This window comes from Streptomyces sp. NPDC098781 (assembly GCF_044759995.1).
In the GTDB taxonomy this organism is placed as follows: Bacteria; Actinomycetota; Actinomycetes; order Streptomycetales; family Streptomycetaceae; genus Streptomyces.
This window is the reverse complement of record NZ_JBIWAK010000001.1, coordinates 1,092,912-1,115,939: the sequence shown is the minus strand read 5'-3', so window position 1 is coordinate 1,115,939 and position 23,028 is coordinate 1,092,912. Positions and strand designations below refer to the sequence as shown.

The window sequence follows — 23,028 nt, the reverse complement described above, 5'->3', positions numbered from 1 at the left end:
CCGTACGAGAGCCGAGCGCGGATGCTCACCGGTCTCCCGGCCCGGTCGGGTCCGGTCCGGGCCGTGCGCCCGGCGGCAGGAGGGGCTGGACCGCGTCCTCGGCGACGACGCGGTCCAACAGGTGCAGCGGGGCGGGCCGGATCCCGGCCGCCTCGGCCGCGTCCCAGTGGGCGAGGGCCCGGGGCAGGTCCACCAGGCCGTGGATCAGGGGCAGTTCGCCCGGGGGACGGCCGGGCTGGGTGAGGTGGGCGTGCAGCAGTGACTCCAGTCGGCACGAGGCCAGGGTGCCCGGGATTCCCGGCCGCATGGCGAAGCCGGCGCTCGCCATCGCCGGCAGGTCCTCGCTCAGCCGTGTCCGCGTGGCGCCGACGGCCAGCAGTCCGCCGCCGACGACGAGGACGTCCCGGTCCCGGCTCATCCGGTCCAGGGCGCTCGTGGTGTCGAAGCAGTGCGGGAAGGAGTCGTCGACGACTATCGTGCCGGGGCGCAGACGAGCGACGTCCAGGATGTCCGTCGCGCCGCTGACGGCGGTGACGATCACGTCGGCCGCGTAGACGGCCGGCGGCAGCGTCCGCCCCGACTCGACGACTTCGACCCGTGTCTGCGGCCGCTCGGACGACAGCTCAGCCGCCAGCTGTCGGAGTCGTGCGGTACTGCCCGGTACGTCGCACAGCACGAGCCCGGCCGGTGGGTGCGAGGCCGTGGCCAGCAGCAGTCGTAGGGACGAGGTCCCGATCGAACCGCAGCCGACGACGGCGAGCCACGACTCGTCGAGCCTACGCCCCGTCGCCGCGAGCGCGGCCTGGACGGTCTTCACCACGGCGACGGTCGTGGTCGCGTGTCCGGTGGTGATCGCCGCGCGGGTCGTGGTCTCGCGCAGCACGTCGTAGCCGTAACCGGTGAGCGACGGGATCATGCCCGCGAGCGAGACACAGCGCGCGCCGAGTGAGGCGGCGTGCTCGACGGCGCGGGCGGTGCGGGCCGCCAGATCGGCCGCCGGGGCCAGTTCGTCGGCGAAGAACGGCACGGCGACGAACCCGGAGGTGCCCAGCGGAGTTCCGGTCTCCTCCAACAGGCGGGCGCGACCGTCCGGGAAGAGGAGTGAGCGGATCTCCTCGCGGCCGAAGCCGGGGCTGTCGGAGGGGAGTCCGGCCAGGGCGGCGAGGTGCCGCGGGGCGGGCAGGTAGCCGACAAGGGCGGCGTCGAGCCGGGGACGCCGGCGTCGGCCCGGAGCGGCGACGGCATCGCTCAGCTGTCGCCCCATCGCCTCGGCGAACCGGGTCACTTCAGCCGAGGTGAGGGCAGCCGCCCGGGCGCGGACGGTGACACGCAGCCCCTCGCCGTCCGCCGTCGGCCGCACCGCGAGAAACACATCCGTGCCGAGCGGCGGCGGAGCGAGGGAGGTGTCGGACTCGTCCGAGTGCAGCGTCAGACCGCCGGCCGACTCGGAGCCCAGGGCCGTGAAGTCGAGGAAGGTGAAGAAGAACTGGGCGTGGTACGGCAGCCCCGCCGACGTGCGCGTGTCGACGGGCCCCTCGGCACGGGCGAGGTCCACCTCGGCGGCCAGCCGCCGCAGGTCGTCCGCGAAGGCGACCGGCCGGCCCTCGGTCACACCCGCGTCTGGCGAGGCGGGGCGCAGGGCCACCGCCTCCGCGAACGGGCCGAACACCCGATGCGCGTCCGCCGTGGAGTCCTCGCGTCCGGTGACGGCGAGCCCGAGCATCAGGTCGCGCCGGCCGGTCAGGTCCGCCAGCGCGCGGTAGTAGGCGGTGAGCAGCGGCGCGTACATGGTGCGGTGCGCTGCTCGGGCGAGTCGTCGCAACCCGCCGGTCGCGGCCGCGTCCAGAGTGAACCCCGCGGTGTGGAACGCCGGTTGCGCGTCGGCGTCCTCGGTGGCCGGCCGGCGCAGCGCGGGCGGGGTGTAGGGCGCGCGGAGACGGGCGCGGTACTCCTCGGCCTCGGGTCCTTGCGGGCGGGGCCGTGCCGTCGCTCGGGTCACGTGGTCGCGGAAGGTGCTGTCGAGCGGCGGAAGACCGTGCGGCAGGCCGCGGTCCAAGTGGTCGTAGGCGGTGAGGAGTTCCCGGGTGAGGAGCGCGGCGCTGTAGCCGTCGCCGATGAGGTGGTGGGCGTGGACGACGAGGACGTGCTCGGTGGGCGCCACGGTGAACAGCCGCAGCCTGAGCAACGGCCAGGCCCACGGCTCCAGTCGGCGCCGCGCCTCCTCGGCGATCCGCCCCTCCAGCAGGTCGGGGTGGGCGAGGGTCTCCGACTCGACCGGCAGGCGCAGCGAGTCCGGCAGCTCCTGCTGCACGGGCGGACGGGCGCCCGCGGGGAAGAGGGTGCGCAGCATGGGATGCCGGGCCACGAGCACGTCCACCGCGCGCTGGAGCACGTCCTGGCGCAGCGGCCCGCTCAGCCGGAACCGGGCGAGCCAGCCGGAACCGGCGTCGGGGTCGATGGTGTCGGCGAGCAGGAAGCCCCGCTGGGAGGGCGTGAGGGGGTAGGGGCCGGCGGGTTGCCCGGGGGCGGCCTCCGGCGTCGGGCGGGGCGCCGCCGCGTCGACGGCGGCGGAGTCGATGGCCGCCGCGAGGGCGGTCACCGTGCGGTGGGTGTAGACGGTGGTCGGGCGGGGCACGGCGGGCAGTTCCGCGCGCAGCCGGGCGAACAGTTCCAGCACCATGATGGAGTCGCCGCCGAGCTCGAAGAAGTCGTCCTCGCGGGTGACGTCCGGTACGTCCAGCAGGGCCGACAGGATGCGGGCCACGGTGTGCTCGGTCGGGGTGGCGGGCGGGGTTCGTCGTCCGTCGTTCGGGGGCTCCGGGTGCGCGGGCGCGTCGGTCGCCGCGCTGTCGGGGGCGAGCCGCTTCCGGTCGATCTTGCCGGTGCCGGTCAGCGGCAACGCCGACTGGACGCGGATGCGTCCGGGCAGCATGTACGGCGGCAGCAGCCGGGTCAGGAAGGCGCGCACCTCGCGGGTGTCGGGCTCGTCCGCCCCGGACCGGGGCTCGATGTGGGCCACCAGCCGTCCGTCGGTGAGGAGCACGGCCGCGCGGGCGACGCGGGGGTGGCTGAGCAGCGCGGCCTCGACCTCGCCGAGTTCCACTCGGTGACCGCGGACCTTGACCTGGTCGTCGCGGCGGCCGAGGAACTCCAGTACGCCGTCGGGGCGTCGACGCACCCGGTCTCCGCTGCGGTACCAGCGGCGGCCGTCGCGTTCGACGAAGGCCTGCGCGGTGAGCCGCGGGTCGCCGAGGTAGCCCGGGGTCAGTCCGGTTCCGGCGATGAGCAGTTCACCGGACTCGCCGGGGGCGCACGGGCGTCCGTCCTCGGCGACCACGGCGAGTTCGGTGCCGGCGACGGGGCGGCCGATGGGGAGGTGCCGTACGTCGTCGGCCGGGCGGGCGTCGATGATGTGGCAGGTGGCGTTGATGGTGGCCTCGGTCGGGCCGTACAGGTTGGAGATCCGGTGCTCGGCTCCCCCGCGCGCGTCCAGCAGGTCGAACCACCGGCGTACATGAGCGGCGGACAGCGCTTCACCGCCGACGTGCACCCAGCGCAGGGCCGACAGGTCCGCAGGGGTGCCGTCCTGCCCTGCCCGTGCCTCGGCGGCCGTCAGCAGCCGCTCCCACAGCGTGGGCACCGAGCTCCACACCGTGATCCGGTCGGCGACGAGACGGTCCAGGAGCGCCTCGGGATCGCGCAGCAGGTCCCGGGTGAGGGTGTGGACGGTGGCGCCGGACAGCAGCGGTGCCAGCAACTGGCGTACGGAGGCGTCGAAACAGACGGACGCGGTCTGCACCAGGCGGTCGCCGGGGCCGTAGCCGAAGGTCGCCAGTGACCAGTCGAGGTAGTTCAGCATGGACCGGTGGGTGATGGGGACCGCCTTGGGCCGTCCCGTGGAACCCGACGTGAAGATGACGTAGGCGATGGCGTCCGGGTCGGCCGGCACCGGCTCGATCGCGCTCCCTGCGGGCGGGATCGCGTCCTGGGCGGTGACCGGGGTGACGCCGTCCAGCGCGTCCGCCGTCTCGCGTGTCTCGGCCTGGCAGACCACGGCGCCGACGCCGGTGCGCGTCACCTGGTCCCGCAGCCGGGCTACGGGATGGGCGGCGTCCAGGGGGACCCAGCCCGCGCCCGCCCGGAGAATGCCCACCACGCCCACGACGACGTCCGGGCCCGGTTCGGTGAGCAGGCCGACCAGATCGCCGGGCCGTACGCCGTTCGTGCGCAGCCGGGTCGCGAGGGACGCGGAGGCGGCGTCGAGTTCGGCGTAGGTGAGCGTGGTGCTGCCGGTGTCCACCGCGATGGCCTGCGGTGTCGCCCGGAAGCGGGAGCGGAGCCGGGCGACGATCCCGCGGTCGCCGTCGTGCGGCCGTGCGGGTGCGGACCGCTCGGTCGCGGCCCGCAGTTCGCGCACGTACTCCTCGGCCAGGCGCATGACGGTCTCGCGGCGGAAGAGGCGCTCGGGGTGGTTCCAGGAGAAGTGCAGTGCCTCGTCCGACTCCCAGCACAGCAGTCCGAGCCTGGTCGACGCGGAGGCGGTGGCCGCGGCGGTCGGGGTCACGGTGACCGGCCAGTCCCGGCCGTGGCTCACGGGGAAGCGGGCGAAGCTGAACCCGGCCGGGGCGACCGTGCGCGGGGCGGGGCCGGTGGCGGGCAGGAGTGCGGCGATGTCGGGGCTGGTGAGCGTGCCGTGCGACTCCGCTTCGGCCCAGGTGTGCCGCAGCCGCCCGGCCAGCTCGGTCACGGGCTCGTCCGGGTCGACGGTGACGAAGACGGGGAGCGTGTCGGCCAGCGGCCCCACGAGCCGGTCGATCCCGGGCAGCGGCGCCTCCCGCCGGGCCCGCGCCACGTTCACCGCGACGGCCCGCTGTCCGCCCCAACGGGCCAGGCAGCGGCCGTACACCGCGAGGAGAAGGTGGAAGAGGGAGACCTCGTGCCGGGCGGCCGTCTCCCGCAGTGCGGCCGTGAGCGAGGCGTCGACGGTCGACTGGTGGTGAGTGAGGGGCGGCGCCGGAAGGGCTTCGGGGTCGCCGTCGTACGGCAGTGCCGGAGCCGTGCCCGCCGCCGTGTGCTGGGCGATGCGGTCACGCCAGTACCGCTGGTCCGTCGCGAACGCCGGTGACTCGCGGCCGGCGGTGAGGAGAGCGGCGTAGTCGGTGAACTCGGTGCGTGGGGGCGGGAGTTCGAGGGGGCGGGCATGGACGAGCGCACTGTAGTGGGACCAGAGGTCCTCGCAGAGGATCTTGAGGCTGTAGCCGTCCGCCGCGCTGTGGTGCACGACGAGCAGCAGGTGCGCGAGGTCTGGGTCCCCGCCGTCGCGGACGAGGACCGCGCGGGCCGGGGCTTCGGCGGTGAGGTCGAACGGGCGGTTGTACAGCCGCTGTTCGAGCTCGGGCAGGGCATGCGTGCTGGTCGCCTGCTCATGCACCTCGTACCAGCCGGGAGCCTGGTCGGTGGGCTCGGCGGGCTCGGTGTACTGCCGCCGTGACGTGCCGCTCTCCGTGACGCGCAGGCGCAGCATGGGGTGGTGTGCGGCGAGGTGGGCGAGGGCCCGGCCGAGGAGGCCGGGGTCGAGGGGGCCGCGGACGGTCTGGCGGATGTAACCGTAGGCGGTGACGCCGTCGTACAGCGCCTCGGTGGTGAGGAAGGCGAGTTGCAGCGGCGTGAGGGGGCTCGGCGCGTTCGTCCGGGGACGGCCCACGGGAGCGGGCCCGGCCGGGGCCTGGGGCCGCTGGGTGCTCAGGTGGGCGGCCAGTTCGCCGACCGTCCGGTACTCGAAGAGCAGCGTGGCGGGCAGCGGCAGGCCGAGTTCCCTCTCCAGGCGGCGCGCGAGGTCCACGGCGGTGAGGGAGTCGAGTCCGAGGCTGAGGAACTGCTCGTCCGCGCCAATGTCCTCGGGGGCGCGATGGAGCGCCTCGGCCAGGAGGCGGCGTATGAGTTCGGTGACGCGGGCGGGTTCGCCGAGTGACGTGGCCGTCATGACGGTCGGGCGGTCCGGCGCCGCGGGCGTGGAGGCCACCGGGCGAGGTACGGCGGCCTGTGCGGACGTCACCAGCGAGTGCGCGGCATCGGCGGCCACCGCCGTCCGCAGGGCCGTGATCGCGTCCCGCGTGCTCATGGGGCTCAGACCGCGGGCGCGTATGCGTGCCTCGGCCGCCGGTCCGGCGGCCAGGCCCGCGTCGGCGACGGGTCCGAAGCCGACCGCCTGCCAGCGGCGGTCCGCCGCGCGCTCGGCGGCGGCGAAGGCGTCCAGGAAGGCGTTGGCCGCCGCGTAGTCGCCGAGCGCGCCCGCCAGGCCGGGCAGGACCGAGGAGACGGAGGAGAAGGCGACGCACACGGCCGGTTCCTGGCCGTGGCGGCGCAGCGCCTCGGCCAGCAGGACGGTGCCGCGCACCTTCGCGGCGAGCACCTGCCCGATCTCCTCGTCCGTCTTGGCGCGCAGGGTGCCGGGCCGGACCGTTCCGGCGGCGTGGAAGACCCCGTCCAGCGGGGGCAGTACGGCGAACAGCGCGTCGACGGCGGCTTCGTCGGCCACGTCGGCCGCGTGGTACCGGGCCCGGGCGCCGTGGGCCCTGAGCTCGGCGAGGAGTTCGTCGGGCTCCTGGTCGGAACGTCCGGTGAGGATCAACTCGCGGGCACCGCGCCCCGCCAGGTCACGGGCGAGTCCGGAACCGAGCCCTCCGGCTCCCCCGGTGATGAGGTAGGTACCGCCCGGAGGCAGGTCCGTGGGAGTCTGCGTCTCCACCACATCGGCCGGACGACGGCTGAGCCGGCGCCCCGAGCGCCAGGCGACCGTGCCCTCGGCGCCCGCCTCCTGAGCCGCGTACAACTCCCCCACCAGGGCGTCGACTCGGGCTGCTGGTGTGTCGGCGGAGGACAGGTCGACACCGAGTGCGGCGAGCCCCGGGTGCTCGTCCGGGAGCGCCAGGGCGAAGCCGTGCGGGAGTGCCTGCGCGGGGTTCGGCCGTTCAGGGTCCGAGGTGCCGGTGACGTAGGCGTCCTCGGTGACCACCAGGAGGCGGGAGCAGTCGCGCACCAGGTCGAGGACGTGGCGCAGGGAGGTGACGGCGGCCTTGGTGGCGGCGTCCAGGCCCTGTGGGCCGCCGTCCCGCGCGGCGTCTTCGTCTGCCAGCCACACCACCGTGTCCGCCGGCGTGGCGAGGGCGGCGTCGTCGCCCAGGACCGTCACCCCGCGGCCGACGAGCCGCTCGGTCAGCGCCCGCCCGAGCGCCCGGTCGCCGCCGAGCAGCCGGACCACGCCTGGCCCGGTGCCGGGCGCGAGCGGTGCGTCCGCCCAGTCGAGGCGCCGCACCACGGACACCGGGCCGGTCCGGCGCGGCCAGTGACGGGTGCGCTGGAAGGGGTACGTCGGTACCGGCACCCTGGGCCGCCCGGCAGCCGGGGTCCGGTCCAGGGTCGCGCCACGGGCCCAGAGGCGACCGGCGGCCTCCAGCAGAGCCCGTCCCGCGCCGCCGTCGGCGTCGCTGTCGCCCGCCCCCGGGGAGACGCCGGCCGACAGCACGGCCACGTCGGAGGCGTCCCGCTCACCGGCCACGGCACGGACAGCTCCGCCCAGGGTGTTCCCGGGGCCGAGTTCCAGGAAGGTGTCGTAGCCCTCGTCCAGCAGGCGTGCCACGGCCGCCCCGAACCGCACCGGTTCGACCGCGTGCGCCTGCCAGTAGGCGGGCGTGAGAGCGGGCTGCCAGTCCCCGGTGACCGTGCTCAGCATCGGTACGACCGCCGGTTTGACCGTCAGTGCCTTCGCGGCGTCCCGCAGCGGGTCGAGGACCGGCTCCAGCAGCGGTGAGTGGAAGGCATGGGAGACCCGGAGCCTGCGCGTGGCCACACCGCGTCGCGTCAGCTCGGCGAGGGCACGGTCCACGGCGTCCTCGGCACCCGAGATCACCACCTGTCCGGGCCCGTTGACGGCGGCGACGTCGACCGGTCCAGGGAGATCGGCGACGGTCTCCTCGTCGCCGCGCACCGCGGCCATCGCTCCGGGCAGGGCCAGCTCGCCCACCAACCGCCCGCGTTCCGCGGCGAATCCCACCGCCTCGGCCAGGCTCAGCGAACCGGCGACACACGCCGCGGCGATCTCGCCCACGCTGTGTCCGGCGACGGCGTCGACGGGCACGCCCCACGCCGTCAACTGCCGGGCCAGGCCCACCCCGAACGCGACGAGCAACGGCTGGGCCACCTCCGTCCGGGCCAACTCCTCAGGATTCGTGTGGGGGTCGAGGCACCACTGGGCGAGCGACCGCCCGAGCACGGGCCCGGTCAGCGACGACGCCTCGTCGAGCACCTCCCGGAACACCGGTGCCGACCGGTACAGCGCGCTCCCCTGGCCGGGTCGCTGGGCTCCCTGGCCCGGCAGCAGGAACACCGTCCGGGGCCGGGACCTGGCGAGGGTGAAGTCGGTCGCTCCGGCGGCGTCGAGTCGGTCCGCGAGGTCACCTTCGGAGACCACTGCGAGCCGGTGGGGGCCCTCGTCGCGGGCGGTGTTGACGGTGGCGCAGACGTCCGCCTCCCGCAGTTCCGGATGTGTACGCAGATGCGCGGCGAGTTCGGCGGCGGCCGCCCGCAGGGCGTCGGGGCCGTGGGCGGACAGCGTCAGGAGGTGCGGGCCGTCGGCGGCGGACGCCGGTGGCACCATCGGTGCGGGTGCCTCCTCCAGGACGGCGTGCGCGTTGGTACCGCCGAAGCCGAAGGCGTTGACACCCGCGACCAGCGGTCCCGGTGCCCGCCACTCCCGCTCCTCGGTGACCAGCCGGAAGCCGGGGGCGACGCGCTCCAGGTAGGGGGCGGGCCCGGTGGTGTCCGGGGAGGGCGGGACCTGCCGGTGCTGGAGTGCGAGGACGGTCTTGACCAGGCTAGGCATGCCGGCGGCGTTGAGCAGGTGGCCGATGTTCGCCTTGACCGAGCCGAGCAGGCGCGGAAGTCCGTCCGCGCGGGGCGGGAAGGCATGGCCGAGCGACTGCGCCTCGACGGGGTCGCCGACCGCGGTGCCGGTGCCGTGCGCCTCGACGTACGACACGGTGCCGGGGTCGACACCGCACTCGTCGTACGCCCGCGTGATGACCTCGCGCTGGGTGCGCGGGTTGGGGGCGAGCAGGCTCAGCGACCGGCCGCCGTTGTTGACGGCGGTGCCCCGGAGCAGGGCGAGCACCGGATCGCCGTCCCGCAGCGCGTCGTCCCTGCGGGCGAGGACGAGGGCGGCGCCGCCTTCGCCGGGCACGATTCCGTCGGCCGTGGCGCCGAAGGGCCGGCTGCCGCCCGTCGGGGACAGGGCGCCCGCGCGGGCGAGCAGACGGTGGCCGGTCGGGGTGAGGGCGAGGTGCACGCCGCCGACGACGGCGACGTCGCACTCGCCGTTCTGAAGGCTGCGGCGGGCCAGGTGGAGCGCCACCAGCGCCGAGGAGCAGGCGGTGTCCACGGCCAGGGCGGGGCCGTCGAGGTCGAGTGCCTGGGAGAGACGGGCGGCGATCAGATTGGGCAGGTTGCCGGTGAGGGCGCCTGGATGGGCGGCCAGATCACCGTCGGCGGCCTCGGCCAGGATCTCGCGGTAGCCGCTGTCGCCGACAGCCGCGAACACGCCGACCCGGCGTCCGGCGCGGCGCGCTCCCGCGTATCCGGCGCGCTCCAGCGCCTCGTGGGCGAGTTCCAGGAAGATCCGCGCCTGGGGGTCGGTGGCGTCGGCCTCCTCGTCGTCCATGCCGAAGCGGGCGGCGTCGAAGTCCGCGGGGTCGGGGAGGAAGGAGCCGTGGAAGCCGGGGGCGCCCTGCCATCGGTCGTCGGGTACGGCCGTCAGCGTGTCGCGGCCGGAGAGGAGCAGTTCCCAGAAGGCTTCGGGCGTGTCCGCGCCGGGGAAGCGGCAGGCCATGCCGAGCACGGCCATCGGGCTGTTCTCCGCGCGTCGGCCGGGCTGTTCCGGGGCGCGATCCTCGGCGGGCCGGTCGTGCGCGTGGGCCGGGACCTCTGCCCGGTGCGCCTCCCCCGCGGCCCCTGACGCGCTGTCAGTTTCCGTGAGGAGGGCCAGCACCTGCCCGGTCAGTTCGGCCACGGTGTCATGGTCGCGGAGCACCCGGGGCTCCACCCTCACGGAGAAAGTGTCCTCGACGGCGGCGAGCACCGCCATCGCCTTGAGCGAGGAGCCCCCGAGGGCGAAGAAACGGTCGTCGCGGTCGATGGCCACCGGGGAGAGGTCCAACACCTCGGCCCAGATCCGCCGTACCGCTTCCTCGACGTCACGCGGCGACCCGGCTCTCTCGGGACCGCCCCGCTGCTGCCCGGAGGAACCCACGGCCCGCTCGTTCGCCACCCGTTCCTCGACCGCCGTGTAGGCGCCCGCCTCGAACCGGTCCCGCATCAGCGCTCGGCGCAGCTTGCCGCTGGTCGTCTGGGGAAACGCCCCCGGCGGCAGGGGCAACACCCGTACGTCGTCGTGGCCCAGCGCCTCCCGCACCCGGGCCGCCGCCAGGTCCAGCACCGGAAGTGCCGTGGCCAGGGCGGGCCTTGCCCACTGCACGAACAGCACCACCCGGTCGCTCCCGGTGTCCGGGTCCGGGGACCCGATCGCCGCCACCGCCCCCTCCGGCAGGCCCGGAGTGGCGGCGGCGGTCTGCTCCAGATCGGATGCGTGGAAGGTACGGCCGCCGACGAACACGACGTCCTTGTGCCGGCCGGTGACACAGAGCCGGCCCTCGCTCAGGAAGCCCAGGTCACCGGTGCGCAGCCAGCCGTCGCAGAACGCGGCCGTGCTGGCCTCGGGTGCGCGGTGGTAGGCGCGTGCCACCTGGGGGCCGCGGACCTCGATGTGGCCGACCCGGCTCTCGCCGAGCGGCGCACCGGCATCGTCGGTGACGCGGATCTCGCAGTCCGGGACGGGGCGGCCCACGTCCATGAACTCGACGGCGTCCGGGCCGGGGCCGGAAGGGACGGCCCGGCCGCGGCTCAGCGCCCGCCGGTCCAGCCGCAGGGGTGCGGCGACCTCCCCCAGCGGGGGCACGGTCACGGCGAGCGTGGCCTCGGCCAGTCCGTACACCGGAAGCATGGCCCTGGCGTCCAGCCCGGCCGACTGCGCCCTGGCGCTGAACTCCCGCCACACACGCGGGGCGATGGGTTCGGCACCCACCAGCATCAGACGGACGCGGCTCAGGTCGTGGGCGGCCCAGGCCGATTCCGGCAGGCGGCGCACCGCGAGCGCCAGCGCGAAGTTCGCCGCCGACAGCAGGGTCGCCCCGTGCCGTGCCACCGAATCCAGCCACAGGGCCGGGCGTTTGGCGAAGGTCAGGGGTTCGAGCCGTACCTGCTTCAGGCCGGCCGCCATGGGGACGAGGTGCGTGCCTATCAGGCCCATGTCGTGGAAGTAGGGCATCCACGTGGCCACGACGTCGTCGGGTGTGATCGCCATGGCGGCGCGGATCTGCCGGAGGTTCGCGAGGACGGCCTCGTGGGTGAGTTCCACGCCCTTGGGGGCGCCCGTGCTGCCCGACGAGAACTGGAGGAACGCCAGATCCTGGGGGTCGCGGCGTGGCAGCGTGCCCGGCGGGCGGCCCTCGCGCAGGTCGCGCAGCCGCAGCGGGCGCACCTGAGCGGGGAGTTCGGCGAGCAGATCCTCGGTGGCGTCGTCCACTAGGACGGCGGGCCTGCCCAGGAACTCCCACACCGGCCCCGCCCGTCGCGCCTCGGGGGCGAGCGGCACGGGCACCAGCCCCGCGGCCAGCGCTCCCCAGAACATCGGCTGGAAGTCCTCGCCGAGAGCGGCGAGGACAGGGACGGGCGTGCCGGGTGCCAGTCCCGCCGCGCGCAGGCCGCCCGCCACGCGCAGGGCGTCGTCGCGGAGTTCGGCGAAGGTCACGGTGTGTTCGCTGCCGTCTCCCCGGACATGGACGACGACCTGACCGGGGTGCTCCTCGGCGGCGTACAGGAGTACGTCGAGGAGCGTGGCGGCGGTACGGGGCCCCGGAGACGGCATGTGCTTCCTTCCTCGTCGCACGCGGCGAGGGCACGCGGGCGCGCTCTGCCGACGGCGGGTACCCGGCGGGAGCGTTGTCGATCATTCACCTGTACGACGACGAGTCTCGTTCATCGGTTCACCAGGGAGCTCATCGGTCGGCCGCCTGTTCGTGGTCCGTAATGTTCGCGGCGAGCTCCTCCAAGTAGGCCGAGACCGGCCCGAGGGTGAGCAACCCGCTGCCCGCGCCCGCCAGTTCGTGCGCCGCGGGGGTGAGCGCGGCGTGGGCGCGGGCCATGGTGGGGCGGTCGTCGAGGAGCGACGCGGCGCGGGCGGTGAGGCACCAGAGGGCTTCCTGGAGGAGGTCGCGAGGCGGTTCGGGGGTCGCGTGCAGGGCGTCGGCGGCTTCGGCGCGGCGGCCCCGGTCGAGGAGCAGCAGAGGGTGCGCCCAGGGGGCGTACGGGCCCCAGTCGGTGTGTTCGTCGAAGGCGAGCGGCAGGGTGTGCCGTACCCGCAGGCACAGCAGGGCGAGGGGCGGCAGGCCGTGGGCGAGGCCGGGCATGCCCGCCCCGTCGAGCAGAGCGGCCGCGTTCCGGTAGCCCGCTTCGACCTCTGGTACGGGTGCCCGGCCGGTGGCGTCCAGCCGCAGCGCCGCGTACCACCCGGTGAACACGGCCACGAGGGGGTGTTCGTGGCGTGCGGCCAGGGCGTTCGCGGCGGCCGCGTGGTGGTCGGCCGTGGTGAAGTCGCCGAGAGCGCCGCGGGCCTGGAGGCGGACGAGGTGACCGAGGATCTCGAAGGTGGACAGGCCGTGCCGGGCGGAGAGCGCGATCAGTTCCGCGCCGATCGCGTCACGGCGCGACGCCAGGCCGGTGCGGTCGAAGCTCTGCATGAACGATGCGTTGAGGGCGAACGCGAGCAATGCCGGGTCGTCCAGTCGGCGGGCGATCTCCTCGGCCCGGCGGGCGGCCTGGGGGCCCCGCGCGAGCCGGGTGCCGCGCGATTCCAAGGCGATCGTGGCGAGCAGGCGGGCCTTGTCCGCGTCGTGGCCCTCGGCGGGGAGGGCGGTGAGGGTGCGTTCGGCGGCGGCCACGACGCGCGCGGTGTGTTCCGGGTCGTCGAGGCGGGTCCAGATCGCGGGGACGTCGTAGGCGCCGATGACCCGGGCGGTCAGTTCGGCGTCGCCCAGTTCCTCGGCGGCCTCGACCGCGGCGACCCGGTGTTCACGGGCGGCCGGAAGTCCGCTGCCACCGGTGACGGCGAGGTTGCGCAGCAGGCCGGCCGTGGACTCCAGGCGGGCGCGGGCGCCGGGGGCGACGGTGCGGTCGTACGCCGCTGCGACCTGCTCCCAGACCCGGCCGGCGGAGTTGTCCGCCCGGCCCAGATGGTCGGCCTGCCGGAGGATGTCGGATTCCAACGCGCGCAGGGCGGGGCCGGGGTCGATGCCCAGCTGCTCGGCGAGCAGCCCGCGCGCCCTGCGCAGGACGTCCAGGGCGTCGGCCTGGCGGCCCGTGCGGTACAGCGCCAGGCCCAGCAGGCGCCAGGCGTTCTCCCGCCAAGGGTGCTCGGCGGCGTGCGCCCGCAGGTCCGCCGCCGCGCGGTCGGCCTGGCCGAGGGCCAGCAGTGACTCGGCGCGTACCTCCACGGCGTACTGGCGCAGCTCGGCCAGGCGACGGCTCTCCGCCCGGGCCCACGGCTGCTCGGCGAACTCCGCGTAGGCGGGGCCGCGCCACCAGCCGAGTGCCTCCTCCAGCCGTACGACCGCTTCCCTGGGCGGCAGCGTCGGGGCGTCGGCCACCGTCCGCTCGAACCGACGGGCGTCGACCGCGTCCGTGGCGACCCGCAGGGCGTAGCCCGGGCCGTCGGTGACCAGCAGCCGGGCCGGGGTGCGCGGCGGGCGGTCGGGTTCGAGGGCGCGGCGCAGAGCGGCGACGAAGGTCCGTACGGCGCCGACGGCGTCGCCGGGCGGGTCCGTCCAGAGGTCGTCGACCAGGCGGGCGACGGGCACGACGCGCCCCCGGGCGAGGATCAGGCGGGCCAGTACCGACCGGTGTCTCGGCCCCTTCAGGGCGATCGCGTTCCCGTCCGCGTCCCAGGCCGCGACCGGCCCGAGCACACCGAAACCAGTGCCCACGTCTGCCACCGCCCTCCACGTCGCGGGTCACCGGCTGCCGACGGAACGGGGGTCCGAGGCACCTTGCATGGTTCCGTGGGCCTTCCACGATCTCCGTGGCGTCTTCCCAGACTAGGCCGTGTCCCGCGGCTGATCCTTGGGGGCGAAAAGCCGTTGATCCGGCGGACGGCGCACCTGAAGACTGCCGCCTGTTCGAGAAGGACTTCCGGGGCGCCGGCATCCGGAACCGCCCGTGGCCGGACGACGAGCGGGAACGGCTGGGCCGCATCGTCAGGGACGTCACGTACTGGGCCTGCGACGGACACGACGAGGAGCCGCATGACCTTCGGCTGGACGAGAGCCGGATGCGTGAGGCGGACGAGGCCTGGGTGCCGGTGCGCACACCGGACGGGCCGGGAGTGCTGGTCTGGTTCAACTCCGACTGATACGCGACCGGGTGCGGTCGGGGCGAGCCCGTCGGAGACGCCGGATGTGAACGGATGACCCTGGTGTGAACTGAAACGTTTGCGGGACGATCCGCCTCTATACCTGGTGACCGGGAAACGCACAGGAGAAGAGATCATGCCCGACAAGGACGTTGAGACCGACGAGAAGCCTGCGTACGTCGAGGAGCCCTGGTGGGCCGATCTCGGGCCACGAGGAGCTGTCACGCTGATCGTCATCGGCGTCCTCGCGGCAGCCTGGGCCGTCGTCGCTCCGCGGGCCGGACTCGACTCGCTGCCCTTCACCCCGGACAACCTGGCGACCGGCCTCTACCAGGCCGGCATCCCCGTCGCCATCGGCGTGGTGATCCTGGTGACCGCCTTCCTGAACCGTCGGCGGGAGGGCCGGCAGCAGGAGGGGGACTGAACGTCAGGTCAGTGCCTGTTCCGCCCAGATCGTCTTACCGGTCGCCGTGTGCCGCGTGCCCCAGCTGCTGGTGAGCTGGGCGACCAGCAGCAGCCCTCGGCCGCCCTCGTCGAGAGTACGGGCCCGGCGCAGGTGCGGTGAGGTGGAGTTGCCGTCGGAGACCTCGCAGATGAGCGTCCGGTCGTGGATGAGCCGCAGTTGGACCGGCTCGGCGCCGTAGCGGATCGCGTTGGTGACCAGTTCGCTCACCACGAGTTCGGTGACGAACGCGGCCTCGTCGAGGCCCCAGGCCTGGAGTTGGGCCAGGGCGAGCCGGCGTGCCTCGGAGACCACCTCGGCGTCGGCGGCGAGGTCCCACACCCGCACCTGCCCGGCGGTGAGTGCCCTGGTGCGCGCGAGGACGAGGGCCACGTCGTCACGGGAAGGTCCCGGCAGCAGCGCCGTGAGCACGGTGTCGCAACGGCTCTCCAAGGAGGTGCCGCTGTCCGAGTCCGCGAGTACCTCGCACAGCCGGGCGATCCCGGTGTCCAGGTCGTGGTCGGCGGCCCCCACCAGTCCGTCCGTGAACAGCGCGACGAGGCTGTCCTCGGGCAGTTGGACCTCCGTGGCCTCGAAGGGCAGACCGCCGACGCCGAGTACCGGGCCGACGCCGACGTCGAGGACGCGGCTGGTGCCGCCGGGTTCCAGGATCACGGGCGGCGGGTGCCCGGCGCTGGCGGTGGTGAGTCCGCGCGACACCGGGTCGTAGACGGCGTACAGGCAGGTGGCGCCCGTCGCGCCGGTCTCATCCACTCCGGTGCCCGCGTCGTCGGCGGTGAGCCGGAGCACCAGGTCGTCCAGGTGCGCCAGCAGTTCGTCGGGCGGGAGGTCGACGTCGGCGAGGGTCTGGACGGCGGTGCGGAGCCGCCCCATGGTCGCCGATGCCTGGATGCCGTGGCCGACCACGTCACCGACCACGAGACCGACGCGCGCTCCGGAGAGCGGGATGATGTCGAACCAGTCGCCGCCGATGCCTGCCCGGGCGTCGGTGGGCAGATAGCGGCAGGCGACGTCCGCGGCGGACTGCCGGACGGAGCCGCGCGGCAGCAGGCTGCGCTGAAGGGTCAGGGCGGTGGTGCGCTCGCGGGTGTAGCGGCGGGCGTTGTCCACGCTCAGGGCCGCGCGTCCGGCGAGTTCCCGGGCCAGCGTGGAGTCGTCCTCGTTGAACGGGTCCGGCCGGGTGCGCACGAGGATCGCGACGCCGAGCGTGGTGCCGCGCGCGATCAGCGGGACCGCGAGGACGGCTGTGACGGTCACACCCCGTGCCCTGCTCTCGCGCAGCTTCGCGGCCCGGGCCGGCAGGGCCTGCAACCAGCGTTCGAGGTCCGCGTCGCCGCCGGTGCGGAGCACCGCCTGCCCGGTGCGCAGGGCCCGCACAAGCGGTGAGTACGGCGGGTACACGTCCGTGTCGCCCAGTTCGATCGCCGCTTCGGGGGTGCCGGGTTCGAGGGACGCGTGGGCGACGCGGCGCATGGTGACGAGGTCGGCCCAGCCCTCGGACGACGTGGGCTCCTCGCCCTCCGTCACCGACTGGAACAGGTCCACGCTGGCGAAGTCCGCGAACCGGGGCACCACGAGGTCGACGAGTTCCTGTGCGGTACGGGTGAGGTCGAGGTTCCGGCCGATGCGGACCGCCGCCTCGTCGAGCACCGCGGGGCGCTGCCGCGCCCAGTGCTGCTCACTGCTGTCGAAGGCAGCCATGCCGACCGCGCGCACAGCGCCGTCGCCGTCGCGGACGGGCCAGAGCTTGACGTTCCAGGCGTGCTCGCGGATGCCGGACGGGGCCCGGGTGAAGCTCTCGTAGTGCGTGGGCTCGCCCGTCGCGGCCACCGCCCGCAGGGCCTGGAGCATGCCCTTCTGATCCACGTCCAGCGGAACGCCATGGGGGTAGGTGCGGCCGCGCAGCGCGTCTTCCGCGACCCCCATGACCAGGCAGGCCTCCTGGTTCAGCAGGAGGTAGCGCTGGTCCGGGTCGAAGAGCGACATCGAGAAGGTCGCCTGGCGAAACGCCTGCTCCACCAGCGCCCGGTCGTCGTCCTCCCGCGCGGGCTCCATGCGATCAGTGTGCTCCGGGACGCAGGGCACAACAACCGAGCCCCGAGCCACCCACCGTCGACACCACCGCTCGCCCCGGGACCGGAGTGCGACGCGGTGGTGTCGAGGTGTCCGCTAGAACCCGGCTCAGTCCTGCGGGTTCTGCCACGCCTTGTAGGTGAACTCGAGGCTGTACCCATCGGGGTCGAAGACGCCGGCCGCGTAGTACCCCGGAGCGTAGTAGGGGCGCTCCGCGGGTGCGCCGTTGTCGGTCGCGCCCGCCGCGACGGCCGCCGCATACGCCGCGTCGACCGCCTCCTTCGAGGGCGCGGTGAAGCCGACGTGCGCGGCACGGCCCTCGCTGACGCCGTCGCGCAACCAGAACACGAAGGCCGTCTCGGTACCGAAGCCCTTCAGGTCGGGGTGCCCTTCCGGACCGGTCGAGCCGTCGAAGTCGATCACGTGACTCAGGCCCAGTGGCTTCAAGGTGCGGTTGTAGAACTCGATCGAGCGGTCCATGTCGCTCACGGTCAGGAAAACATGATCGATCATTGTCTGTACGCCTCTCTCCATTGTCGAAGTCGTCCAACGCTCGGCCGCCGGTCGGCCGGCCCGCTGTTCAGCCGTTGAGAAACTGCATCTGCTCGGGGGCGTACCGGTCCCCGGAGACGATCCCGTGCGGGGCGACCGCGTCGATCGCGGCCAGTTCGTCCGCGGTGATCGCTATCGCGGCAGCGGCCCTGTTCTCCTCCAGGTAGCGGCGGCGCTTGGTGCCGGGAATCGCGACCGCGCCCTGGTGGATGACCCAGGCGAGGGCCAGCTGGGACGGTGTGACCTGCTTGGCGGCGGCGATTCGGCGGACCTCGTCGACCACCGCCAGGTTGCGGTGGAAGTTCTCGCCCTGGAAGCGGGGGTCGGTGCGGCGGTAGTCGTCGGTGGCGAAGTCCGCCGGGCCGGTGATCGTGCCGGAGAGGAAGCCGCGCCCCAGCGGCGAGTTGGCGACGAGGCCGATGCCGAGTTCGTTCAGGGTGTCCATGACCCCGTCGTGCTCGACGCCGCGCTCGAAGAGCGAGTACTCGGTCTGGACAGCGCTCAGCGGATGGGTGCGGTGCGCGCGGCGGATGGTCTGCGGCGCGGCCTCGGACAGGCCGATGTGGCGGACCTTGCCGGCATGCACCAGCTCACCCATGGCGCCGACGGTCTCCTCGATCGGCACCTGCGGGTCGACCCGGTGCAGGTAGTAGAGGTCGACGTAGTCGGTGTTCAAGTGGCGCAGGGAGCGGTCCAGAGCGTGACGGATGTACTCGGGGCGCCCGTTGAGGCCGCCCGGCGAGCCGTCGTCGCCGATCTCGATTCCGGTCTTGGTGGCGATCACGGCCCGCTCGCGCCGACCGGTGAGCGCCGTGCCGATGAGCCGCTCGTTGGTGAAGGGGCCGTAGATCTCGGCGGTGTCGAGCAGGGTCACGCCCAGTTCCAGGGCCCGCTCGATGGTGGCCAGCGATTCGGCGTCGTCGGTGCTGCCGTAGAAGGCGCTCATGCCCATGCAGCCGAGCCCTTGGGTGGAGACGGTGAGGCCCTGGCTGCCGAGTGTGCGGAGTTCCATCGTGATCTTCCTTGTGTCGCGCTCGCCCAGCCGTATGTAACTAACTGGATAGATTCAGAGTGGAGCACGCCTCCGGGAATGTCAATAACTGGATAGTTACTTGTTAGGGTGGCCCCATGCCCCGAGACTCCACCGCGACGAAAGCCCGTCTGCTCGACGCCGCCGCCGCCGAGTTCGCCGCGTACGGCCTGGCCGGCGCGCGCGTGGACCGCATCGCCGAGGCGGCCAACGCGAACAAGCGGCTGATCTACGTCTACTTCGGCAACAAGGAGCAACTGTTCGACGCCGTGATCGAACGGGTGCTCGCCGTGGGCGCGGAGACAGTGTCCTTCGACGCCGGGGACCTCGCAGGCTTCGCGGGACAGGTCTTCGACGACCTGGTCGCCCACCCCGACCTGATGCGGCTGCTCTTCTGGAAGCGACTGGAGCGCCCTGGCGCCACCGACGAGGAGGTCGCCACGTACCGCGCCAAGACCGCGGGCGTGGCCACGGCCCAGCAGCAGGGCCGCGTCGACCCCGCTCTCGATCCGGCCGATGTGGTGGCTCTGGTGCTGGCGCTGACCCAAGCCTGGTTCACCGTCGCGGAGGACATGACCCCGACGGACGGAAGCCACGCGCGGTCGACAAAACGACTGGCCCAGCACCGCGCCGCCGTCGTCGAGGCCGTACGGCGGATCACCGCGCCACCCGGATAGCCGGGGCGGCCGGCCCAGCCCCGTGACCGGCAGCACGGACCGCCCCCACCCCGCCGCTCATCCGCTGCTCATCCACCGCCGGGAGGATCAAAGGCAGGAGCAGGAGGAGTCCCCGGGCCCCTCCGCGAGCCCTCCCACCAGCACCCTCGATGAGCAGCGGAAAGAGCAGGCCATGCCCCCAGTCATCCCCGGCTTCGACCAGCACCGCGTCCCCGTCGCCGACGGCGTGGCCCTGCACACGGCCGTCGGCGGCTCGGGACCGCCCGTCGTCCTGCTGCACGGCTTTCCGCAGACCCATCTGATGTGGCGCCATGTGGCCGCCGACCTCGCGGCCGATCACACGGTCATCTGCCCGGACCTGCGCGGCTACGGCGCCAGCGACAAACCTGCGGAGACCGACGGCACCGGCTACGCGAAGCGGACCATGGCCGCGGACATCGTGGCCCTGGCCCGCGCACTCGGGCACGAGCGCTTCGCCCTGGCCGGGCACGATCGCGGGGCCCTGGTGGCGTTCCGCGCCGGACTCGACCACCCGGACACGGTGACCCATCTGGCCTGTCTGGACGTCCTGCCGACCCTGGACATGTGGGACGTGATGCGGGGCGTGACGGCCGCCGTCGGCTTCCACCTCTATCTCATGGCTCAACCCCCCGGCCTGCCCGAACACATGATCAACGCCGCCCCGGACGCCTTCTTCGGCCACTTCCTGGACATCTGGAGCACCGACCGGCACGCGATCCCGGACGAGGTGCGCGCCGCCTATCTGGCGGCCTGCCGTGCGGCGGTGCCCTCGATCGTCGCCGACTTCCGGGCTTCGGCCGGCGTCGACGTCGAGCACGACCGGACCGACCGGGAGGCAGGAGGCACGCTGCGGATGCCGGTGAGCGTGCTCCAGCAGGACTGGGGCGCGGCACTCGGCTTCGACGCGGCAGCACTGTGGCGTGCCTGGGCGCCGGATCTGCGGCACACGACCGTCTCCTGCGGCCACTTCATGGCCGAGGAGGCGCCGGACGACGTCGCGAAGGCGCTGCGGGAACTGTTCGCCCGCTGAAGCACACGCCCCCCGCCCCGGCCGGCTGCTACCAGCGCCCCGGTTCCGTCCCGGTCACCGCCTCCGACGGCTTGCCGTCCACCCCCACCGGTACGTCACCGGTGAGCATCACCCGGTGCATGATCCGGGGGAAGTCGAGGTGGGCGTTGTCGCCGGGCGCGAGGTGGATGGTGGCCCGGTTGTCCCAGAAGGCCACGCTGCCGGGCTCCCAGCGGAAGCGGACCGTGTACTCGGGACGCACCGCCTGCTCCAGCAGCATGTCGAGGATCGCCCGGCTCTCCGGCCGCGAGAGCCCGGCGATCTGCTCGACGTAGTAGCCGTTGACGTAGAGCACCCGCTCCCCCGTCTCCGGGTGGACGCGCACCAGGGGATGCAGCGAGGCGACCTGGTGGTCCAGCAGATGACGGACATAGGTGTCCTCGCCGGGCCGCGGCTGGTAGCCGACGCCCAGGCGGTGCTCGGCACGCAGTCCGTCCACGAACTCCCGCACCGGCTCCGACAGTCCGGCGTACGCGGCCGCCAGGTTGGACCACGTGGTGTCGCCGCCGTAGGGCGGTACGGTCTCGGCGCGCAGGATCGTCGCGGCGGGCGGGTCGATGCGGGCGCCGTGGTCGCAGTGCCAGCCGCGCAGCAGGGTGTGGCGGCGGCGCCGCAGCCACTCGTCGTGCTCCATCCCGAACTTCCCGCCCAGCTCCAGCCGGTCGGCGGTCGTCTCCACCTCGGGGAACTCCGCCGGAGACGCGCTCCCCCGCTTGCGCAGCACGACCGGTTCCCCGAACCGCCGCGCGAACGCGACATGGCCGGTGTGATCCAGCCGCTGCCCCCGGAAGAACACGACCTTCCAGCGCAGCACGGCCGCCCGGATCGCGGCGACCACCGCGTCGTCCAGCTCCCCCGCCAGGTCGACCCCCGTGATCTCGGCCCCGATGTACCCGGCGACCGGGTTCACCTCGATCCCGGTGGGCGACTTGGTCCCGTCCGCCGTGGCCCTGTCCATCGTCATCCGCACGCTCCGTCGGTCGTCGGACCGGCTCCGGTGCGAGCCGGTTCCAGGAAGATCGTGACAGCGTTCGGCGAACGTGGCGACAGGGCCTCAGCCGGCGAACTCCCGTATCACCGTGTTCCGGAAGACCGCCGTGCCGTCGATCGTGAACAGCGCGAGCCCGGTGTCGATCAGATACGGGAAGACCGCCGAGGAGTGGACGTGACGCCCGTCGTCCACGAACATCTCGACGGACGTACGGTCGACCAGGATCCGCAGTTTGACTGTGCGGGCGGACGGGTCGAACGGGCTGTGGCTCTCCTGCCATCTGCCGGAGGCGTCGGGGTTGACGGTGGGGCGACGGTTGAGGAACGCGTAGTCCTCGTAGATCCCGGCGTCGATGTGACGGGTGCCGTCGAGGGACCGGCGCAGTTGGAGGCCGGCGCCCCTGAGCTGGTCCCAGGTGATCTCGCAGGTCACTTCGTAGGCCGTGCCTCGGTGGTCGAGCACTCGGGTGCCGCTGACCTCCAGGTCGCCCAGGTGCACCGTGCGGGAGACATGGTCGTCCAGCGCGGCGACCGGTTGTGAGGCTAGGTAGTGGGTCCCGTCGGAGCCGCGCCGCAGGGTGAGTTGCCGGACGATCGAGTCGGTGCCGTTGAAGCCGTCGCAGTCGATCGTGGGGGTGACGCCGGCGTAGTCCCAGTTGTTGAGCCAGCCCAGGGCGTAGCGGACGGACGGGTCGACCGAGCCGTCACCGCGGTGCCTGTCGAAGGTGACGGCCGCGTACCAGTCCCAGCCGTGGTCGAGCCATTGCGGGTCGGCGGCATCGGCGGTGAAGACGCTGCCGTCGAAGGAGCCCGTCCAGTAGGCGTATGTGTTGGGCAGCCCGGCCCCTTTGCCGTTCGCGCTGACGCCGAGGACCCACTTCGCGGTGCCGTCGACGGCGGTGATGCGGAACAGGTCCGGGCACTCCAGGACGCCGATGCCGCCCTTGACGAAGCCGCTGACGTACGACCAGGACTTCAGGTCGGTGGAGTGGTAGAAGCCCACCTTGTCGTTCTCCGCGAGGGCCATCACCCATCGCCCGCGCTCCTCGTCGCGGATCACCTTGGGATCGCGGAAGTCACGGACGCCGGGGTTGGGCAGCACCGGATCGGTGCCGTGGTTCACGAAGGTCCGGCCACCGTCGGACGAGTGGTACAGGTACTGCGCCTGGGTGACCTCGTCGGGCGCCATGGTGGCGATGACGATCACCGCGCCCGCGCCGAAGCCGGCCGTGTTCTGCGTGTCGATCACCGCCGAGCCCGACCACAGGTCGCCGTTGGGAGTGGTGTCCTTCGGCACGGCGATCCCCTGGTCGGTGAAGGTCACCAGGTCGGTGCTGGTGGCCAGCCGCCAGGCGGTCCCCGCGGTGGTGCCGCCGGTGAAGTAGTCCGGGTTGTACAGGTAGTAGTAGCGGTATTCGCCGTCGATCCACACCGGGCGCTGCGGGTCGTTCTTCCACTGGTCGGGGACCGTGAAGTGGTATTCGGCCCGGTAGCTCGCGCAGGTGGCGGCGGTTCTCGCGGGTTTCGCGGCGGCCGGGGTCGCGGTCGGCAGGAGGGCGGCCGAGGCCCCCACGGCCGAGCCGGCCAGCAGGGCTCTCCTGGTCATGGCGCGCATCACGGATGTTCCTCTCGTCGGAC

11 protein-coding genes are annotated in these 23,028 nt (G+C 73.5%); 4 read left to right on the top strand and 7 right to left on the bottom strand.

The genetic code is table 11. The annotated features are described in order from the left end of the window. Positions 1 to 25: 25 nt before the first annotated feature. Positions 26 to 11,977, bottom strand: coding sequence for an amino acid adenylation domain-containing protein (locus ACIQWG_RS04770; RefSeq protein WP_404090171.1), 11,952 nt, complete (start codon positions 11,975 to 11,977; stop codon positions 26 to 28). Between the two features lie 130 nt (positions 11,978 to 12,107). Continuing rightward, entirely contained in the window at positions 12,108 to 14,090 is a 1,983-nt protein-coding gene (locus ACIQWG_RS04765) for a BTAD domain-containing putative transcriptional regulator (protein ID WP_404090169.1), read from the bottom strand. A gap of 95 nt (positions 14,091 to 14,185) precedes the next feature. Here ACIQWG_RS04765 and ACIQWG_RS04760 point away from each other — a divergent pair, with 95 nt between their 5' ends. After that, positions 14,186 to 14,515, top strand: a complete 330-nt coding sequence (locus ACIQWG_RS04760) for a DUF6210 family protein (protein ID WP_404090167.1) — start codon at positions 14,186 to 14,188, stop codon at positions 14,513 to 14,515. Positions 14,516 to 14,651: 136 nt separating this feature from the next. Further along, a complete protein-coding gene (locus ACIQWG_RS04755; protein WP_404090165.1) occupies positions 14,652 to 14,939 on the top strand; it encodes a hypothetical protein in 288 nt (95 codons plus the stop codon). A 3-nt stretch (positions 14,940 to 14,942) separates the two neighbouring features. On the opposite strand, the gene ACIQWG_RS04750 is transcribed toward ACIQWG_RS04755, so the two are convergent. The 3 genes from ACIQWG_RS04750 to ACIQWG_RS04740 form a co-directional block, all read right to left on the bottom strand. Continuing rightward, the gene (locus ACIQWG_RS04750; protein WP_404090163.1) at positions 14,943 to 17,033 is read right to left on the bottom strand and encodes a SpoIIE family protein phosphatase; all 2,091 of its coding nucleotides are present in this window, start codon (positions 17,031 to 17,033) and stop codon (positions 14,943 to 14,945) included. A gap of 126 nt (positions 17,034 to 17,159) precedes the next feature. Then, positions 17,160 to 17,564, bottom strand: a complete 405-nt coding sequence (locus ACIQWG_RS04745; RefSeq protein ID WP_404090161.1) for a VOC family protein — start codon at positions 17,562 to 17,564, stop codon at positions 17,160 to 17,162. 67 nt (positions 17,565 to 17,631) lie between these two features. Continuing rightward, positions 17,632 to 18,615: an aldo/keto reductase gene (locus tag ACIQWG_RS04740; protein ID WP_404090159.1), complete on the bottom strand. Its 984-nt coding sequence runs from the start codon at positions 18,613 to 18,615 to the stop codon at positions 17,632 to 17,634. Between the two features lie 116 nt (positions 18,616 to 18,731). Between ACIQWG_RS04740 and ACIQWG_RS04735 the strand changes: the two genes are divergently transcribed. After that, positions 18,732 to 19,310, top strand: a complete 579-nt coding sequence (locus ACIQWG_RS04735) for a TetR family transcriptional regulator (RefSeq protein WP_404090157.1) — start codon at positions 18,732 to 18,734, stop codon at positions 19,308 to 19,310. Positions 19,311 to 19,482: 172 nt separating this feature from the next. After that, positions 19,483 to 20,361: an alpha/beta fold hydrolase gene (locus tag ACIQWG_RS04730; protein WP_404090155.1), complete on the top strand. Its 879-nt coding sequence runs from the start codon at positions 19,483 to 19,485 to the stop codon at positions 20,359 to 20,361. Positions 20,362 to 20,389: 28 nt separating this feature from the next. Here the strand turns inward: ACIQWG_RS04730 and ACIQWG_RS04725 are convergent, their stop codons facing one another. Both ACIQWG_RS04725 and ACIQWG_RS04720 read right to left on the bottom strand, forming a co-directional pair. After that, the gene (locus tag ACIQWG_RS04725) at positions 20,390 to 21,364 is read right to left on the bottom strand and encodes a TauD/TfdA dioxygenase family protein (protein ID WP_404090153.1); all 975 of its coding nucleotides are present in this window, start codon (positions 21,362 to 21,364) and stop codon (positions 20,390 to 20,392) included. A gap of 90 nt (positions 21,365 to 21,454) precedes the next feature. After that, complete coding sequence (locus ACIQWG_RS04720; protein ID WP_404090151.1) at positions 21,455 to 23,005, bottom strand: glycoside hydrolase family 32 protein; 1,551 nt, start codon at positions 23,003 to 23,005, stop codon at positions 21,455 to 21,457. Positions 23,006 to 23,028 lie beyond the last annotated feature (23 nt).

Excerpts from the sequence above, each read along its gene's own strand:
- ACIQWG_RS04770 (WP_404090171.1), bottom strand. The coding sequence starts at position 11,977 with ATGCCGTCTCCGGGGCCCCGTACCGCCGCCACGCTCCTCGACGTACTC.
- ACIQWG_RS04755 (WP_404090165.1), top strand. The coding sequence starts at position 14,652 with ATGCCCGACAAGGACGTTGAGACCGACGAGAAGCCTGCGTACGTCGAG.
- ACIQWG_RS04750 (WP_404090163.1), bottom strand. The coding sequence starts at position 17,033 with ATGGAGCCCGCGCGGGAGGACGACGACCGGGCGCTGGTGGAGCAGGCG.
- ACIQWG_RS04745 (WP_404090161.1), bottom strand. The coding sequence starts at position 17,564 with ATGATCGATCATGTTTTCCTGACCGTGAGCGACATGGACCGCTCGATC.
- ACIQWG_RS04740 (WP_404090159.1), bottom strand. The coding sequence starts at position 18,615 with ATGGAACTCCGCACACTCGGCAGCCAGGGCCTCACCGTCTCCACCCAA.
- ACIQWG_RS04735 (WP_404090157.1), top strand. The coding sequence starts at position 18,732 with ATGCCCCGAGACTCCACCGCGACGAAAGCCCGTCTGCTCGACGCCGCC.
- ACIQWG_RS04730 (WP_404090155.1), top strand. The coding sequence starts at position 19,483 with ATGCCCCCAGTCATCCCCGGCTTCGACCAGCACCGCGTCCCCGTCGCC.
- ACIQWG_RS04725 (WP_404090153.1), bottom strand. The coding sequence starts at position 21,364 with ATGACGATGGACAGGGCCACGGCGGACGGGACCAAGTCGCCCACCGGG.
- ACIQWG_RS04720 (WP_404090151.1), bottom strand. The coding sequence starts at position 23,005 with ATGCGCGCCATGACCAGGAGAGCCCTGCTGGCCGGCTCGGCCGTGGGG.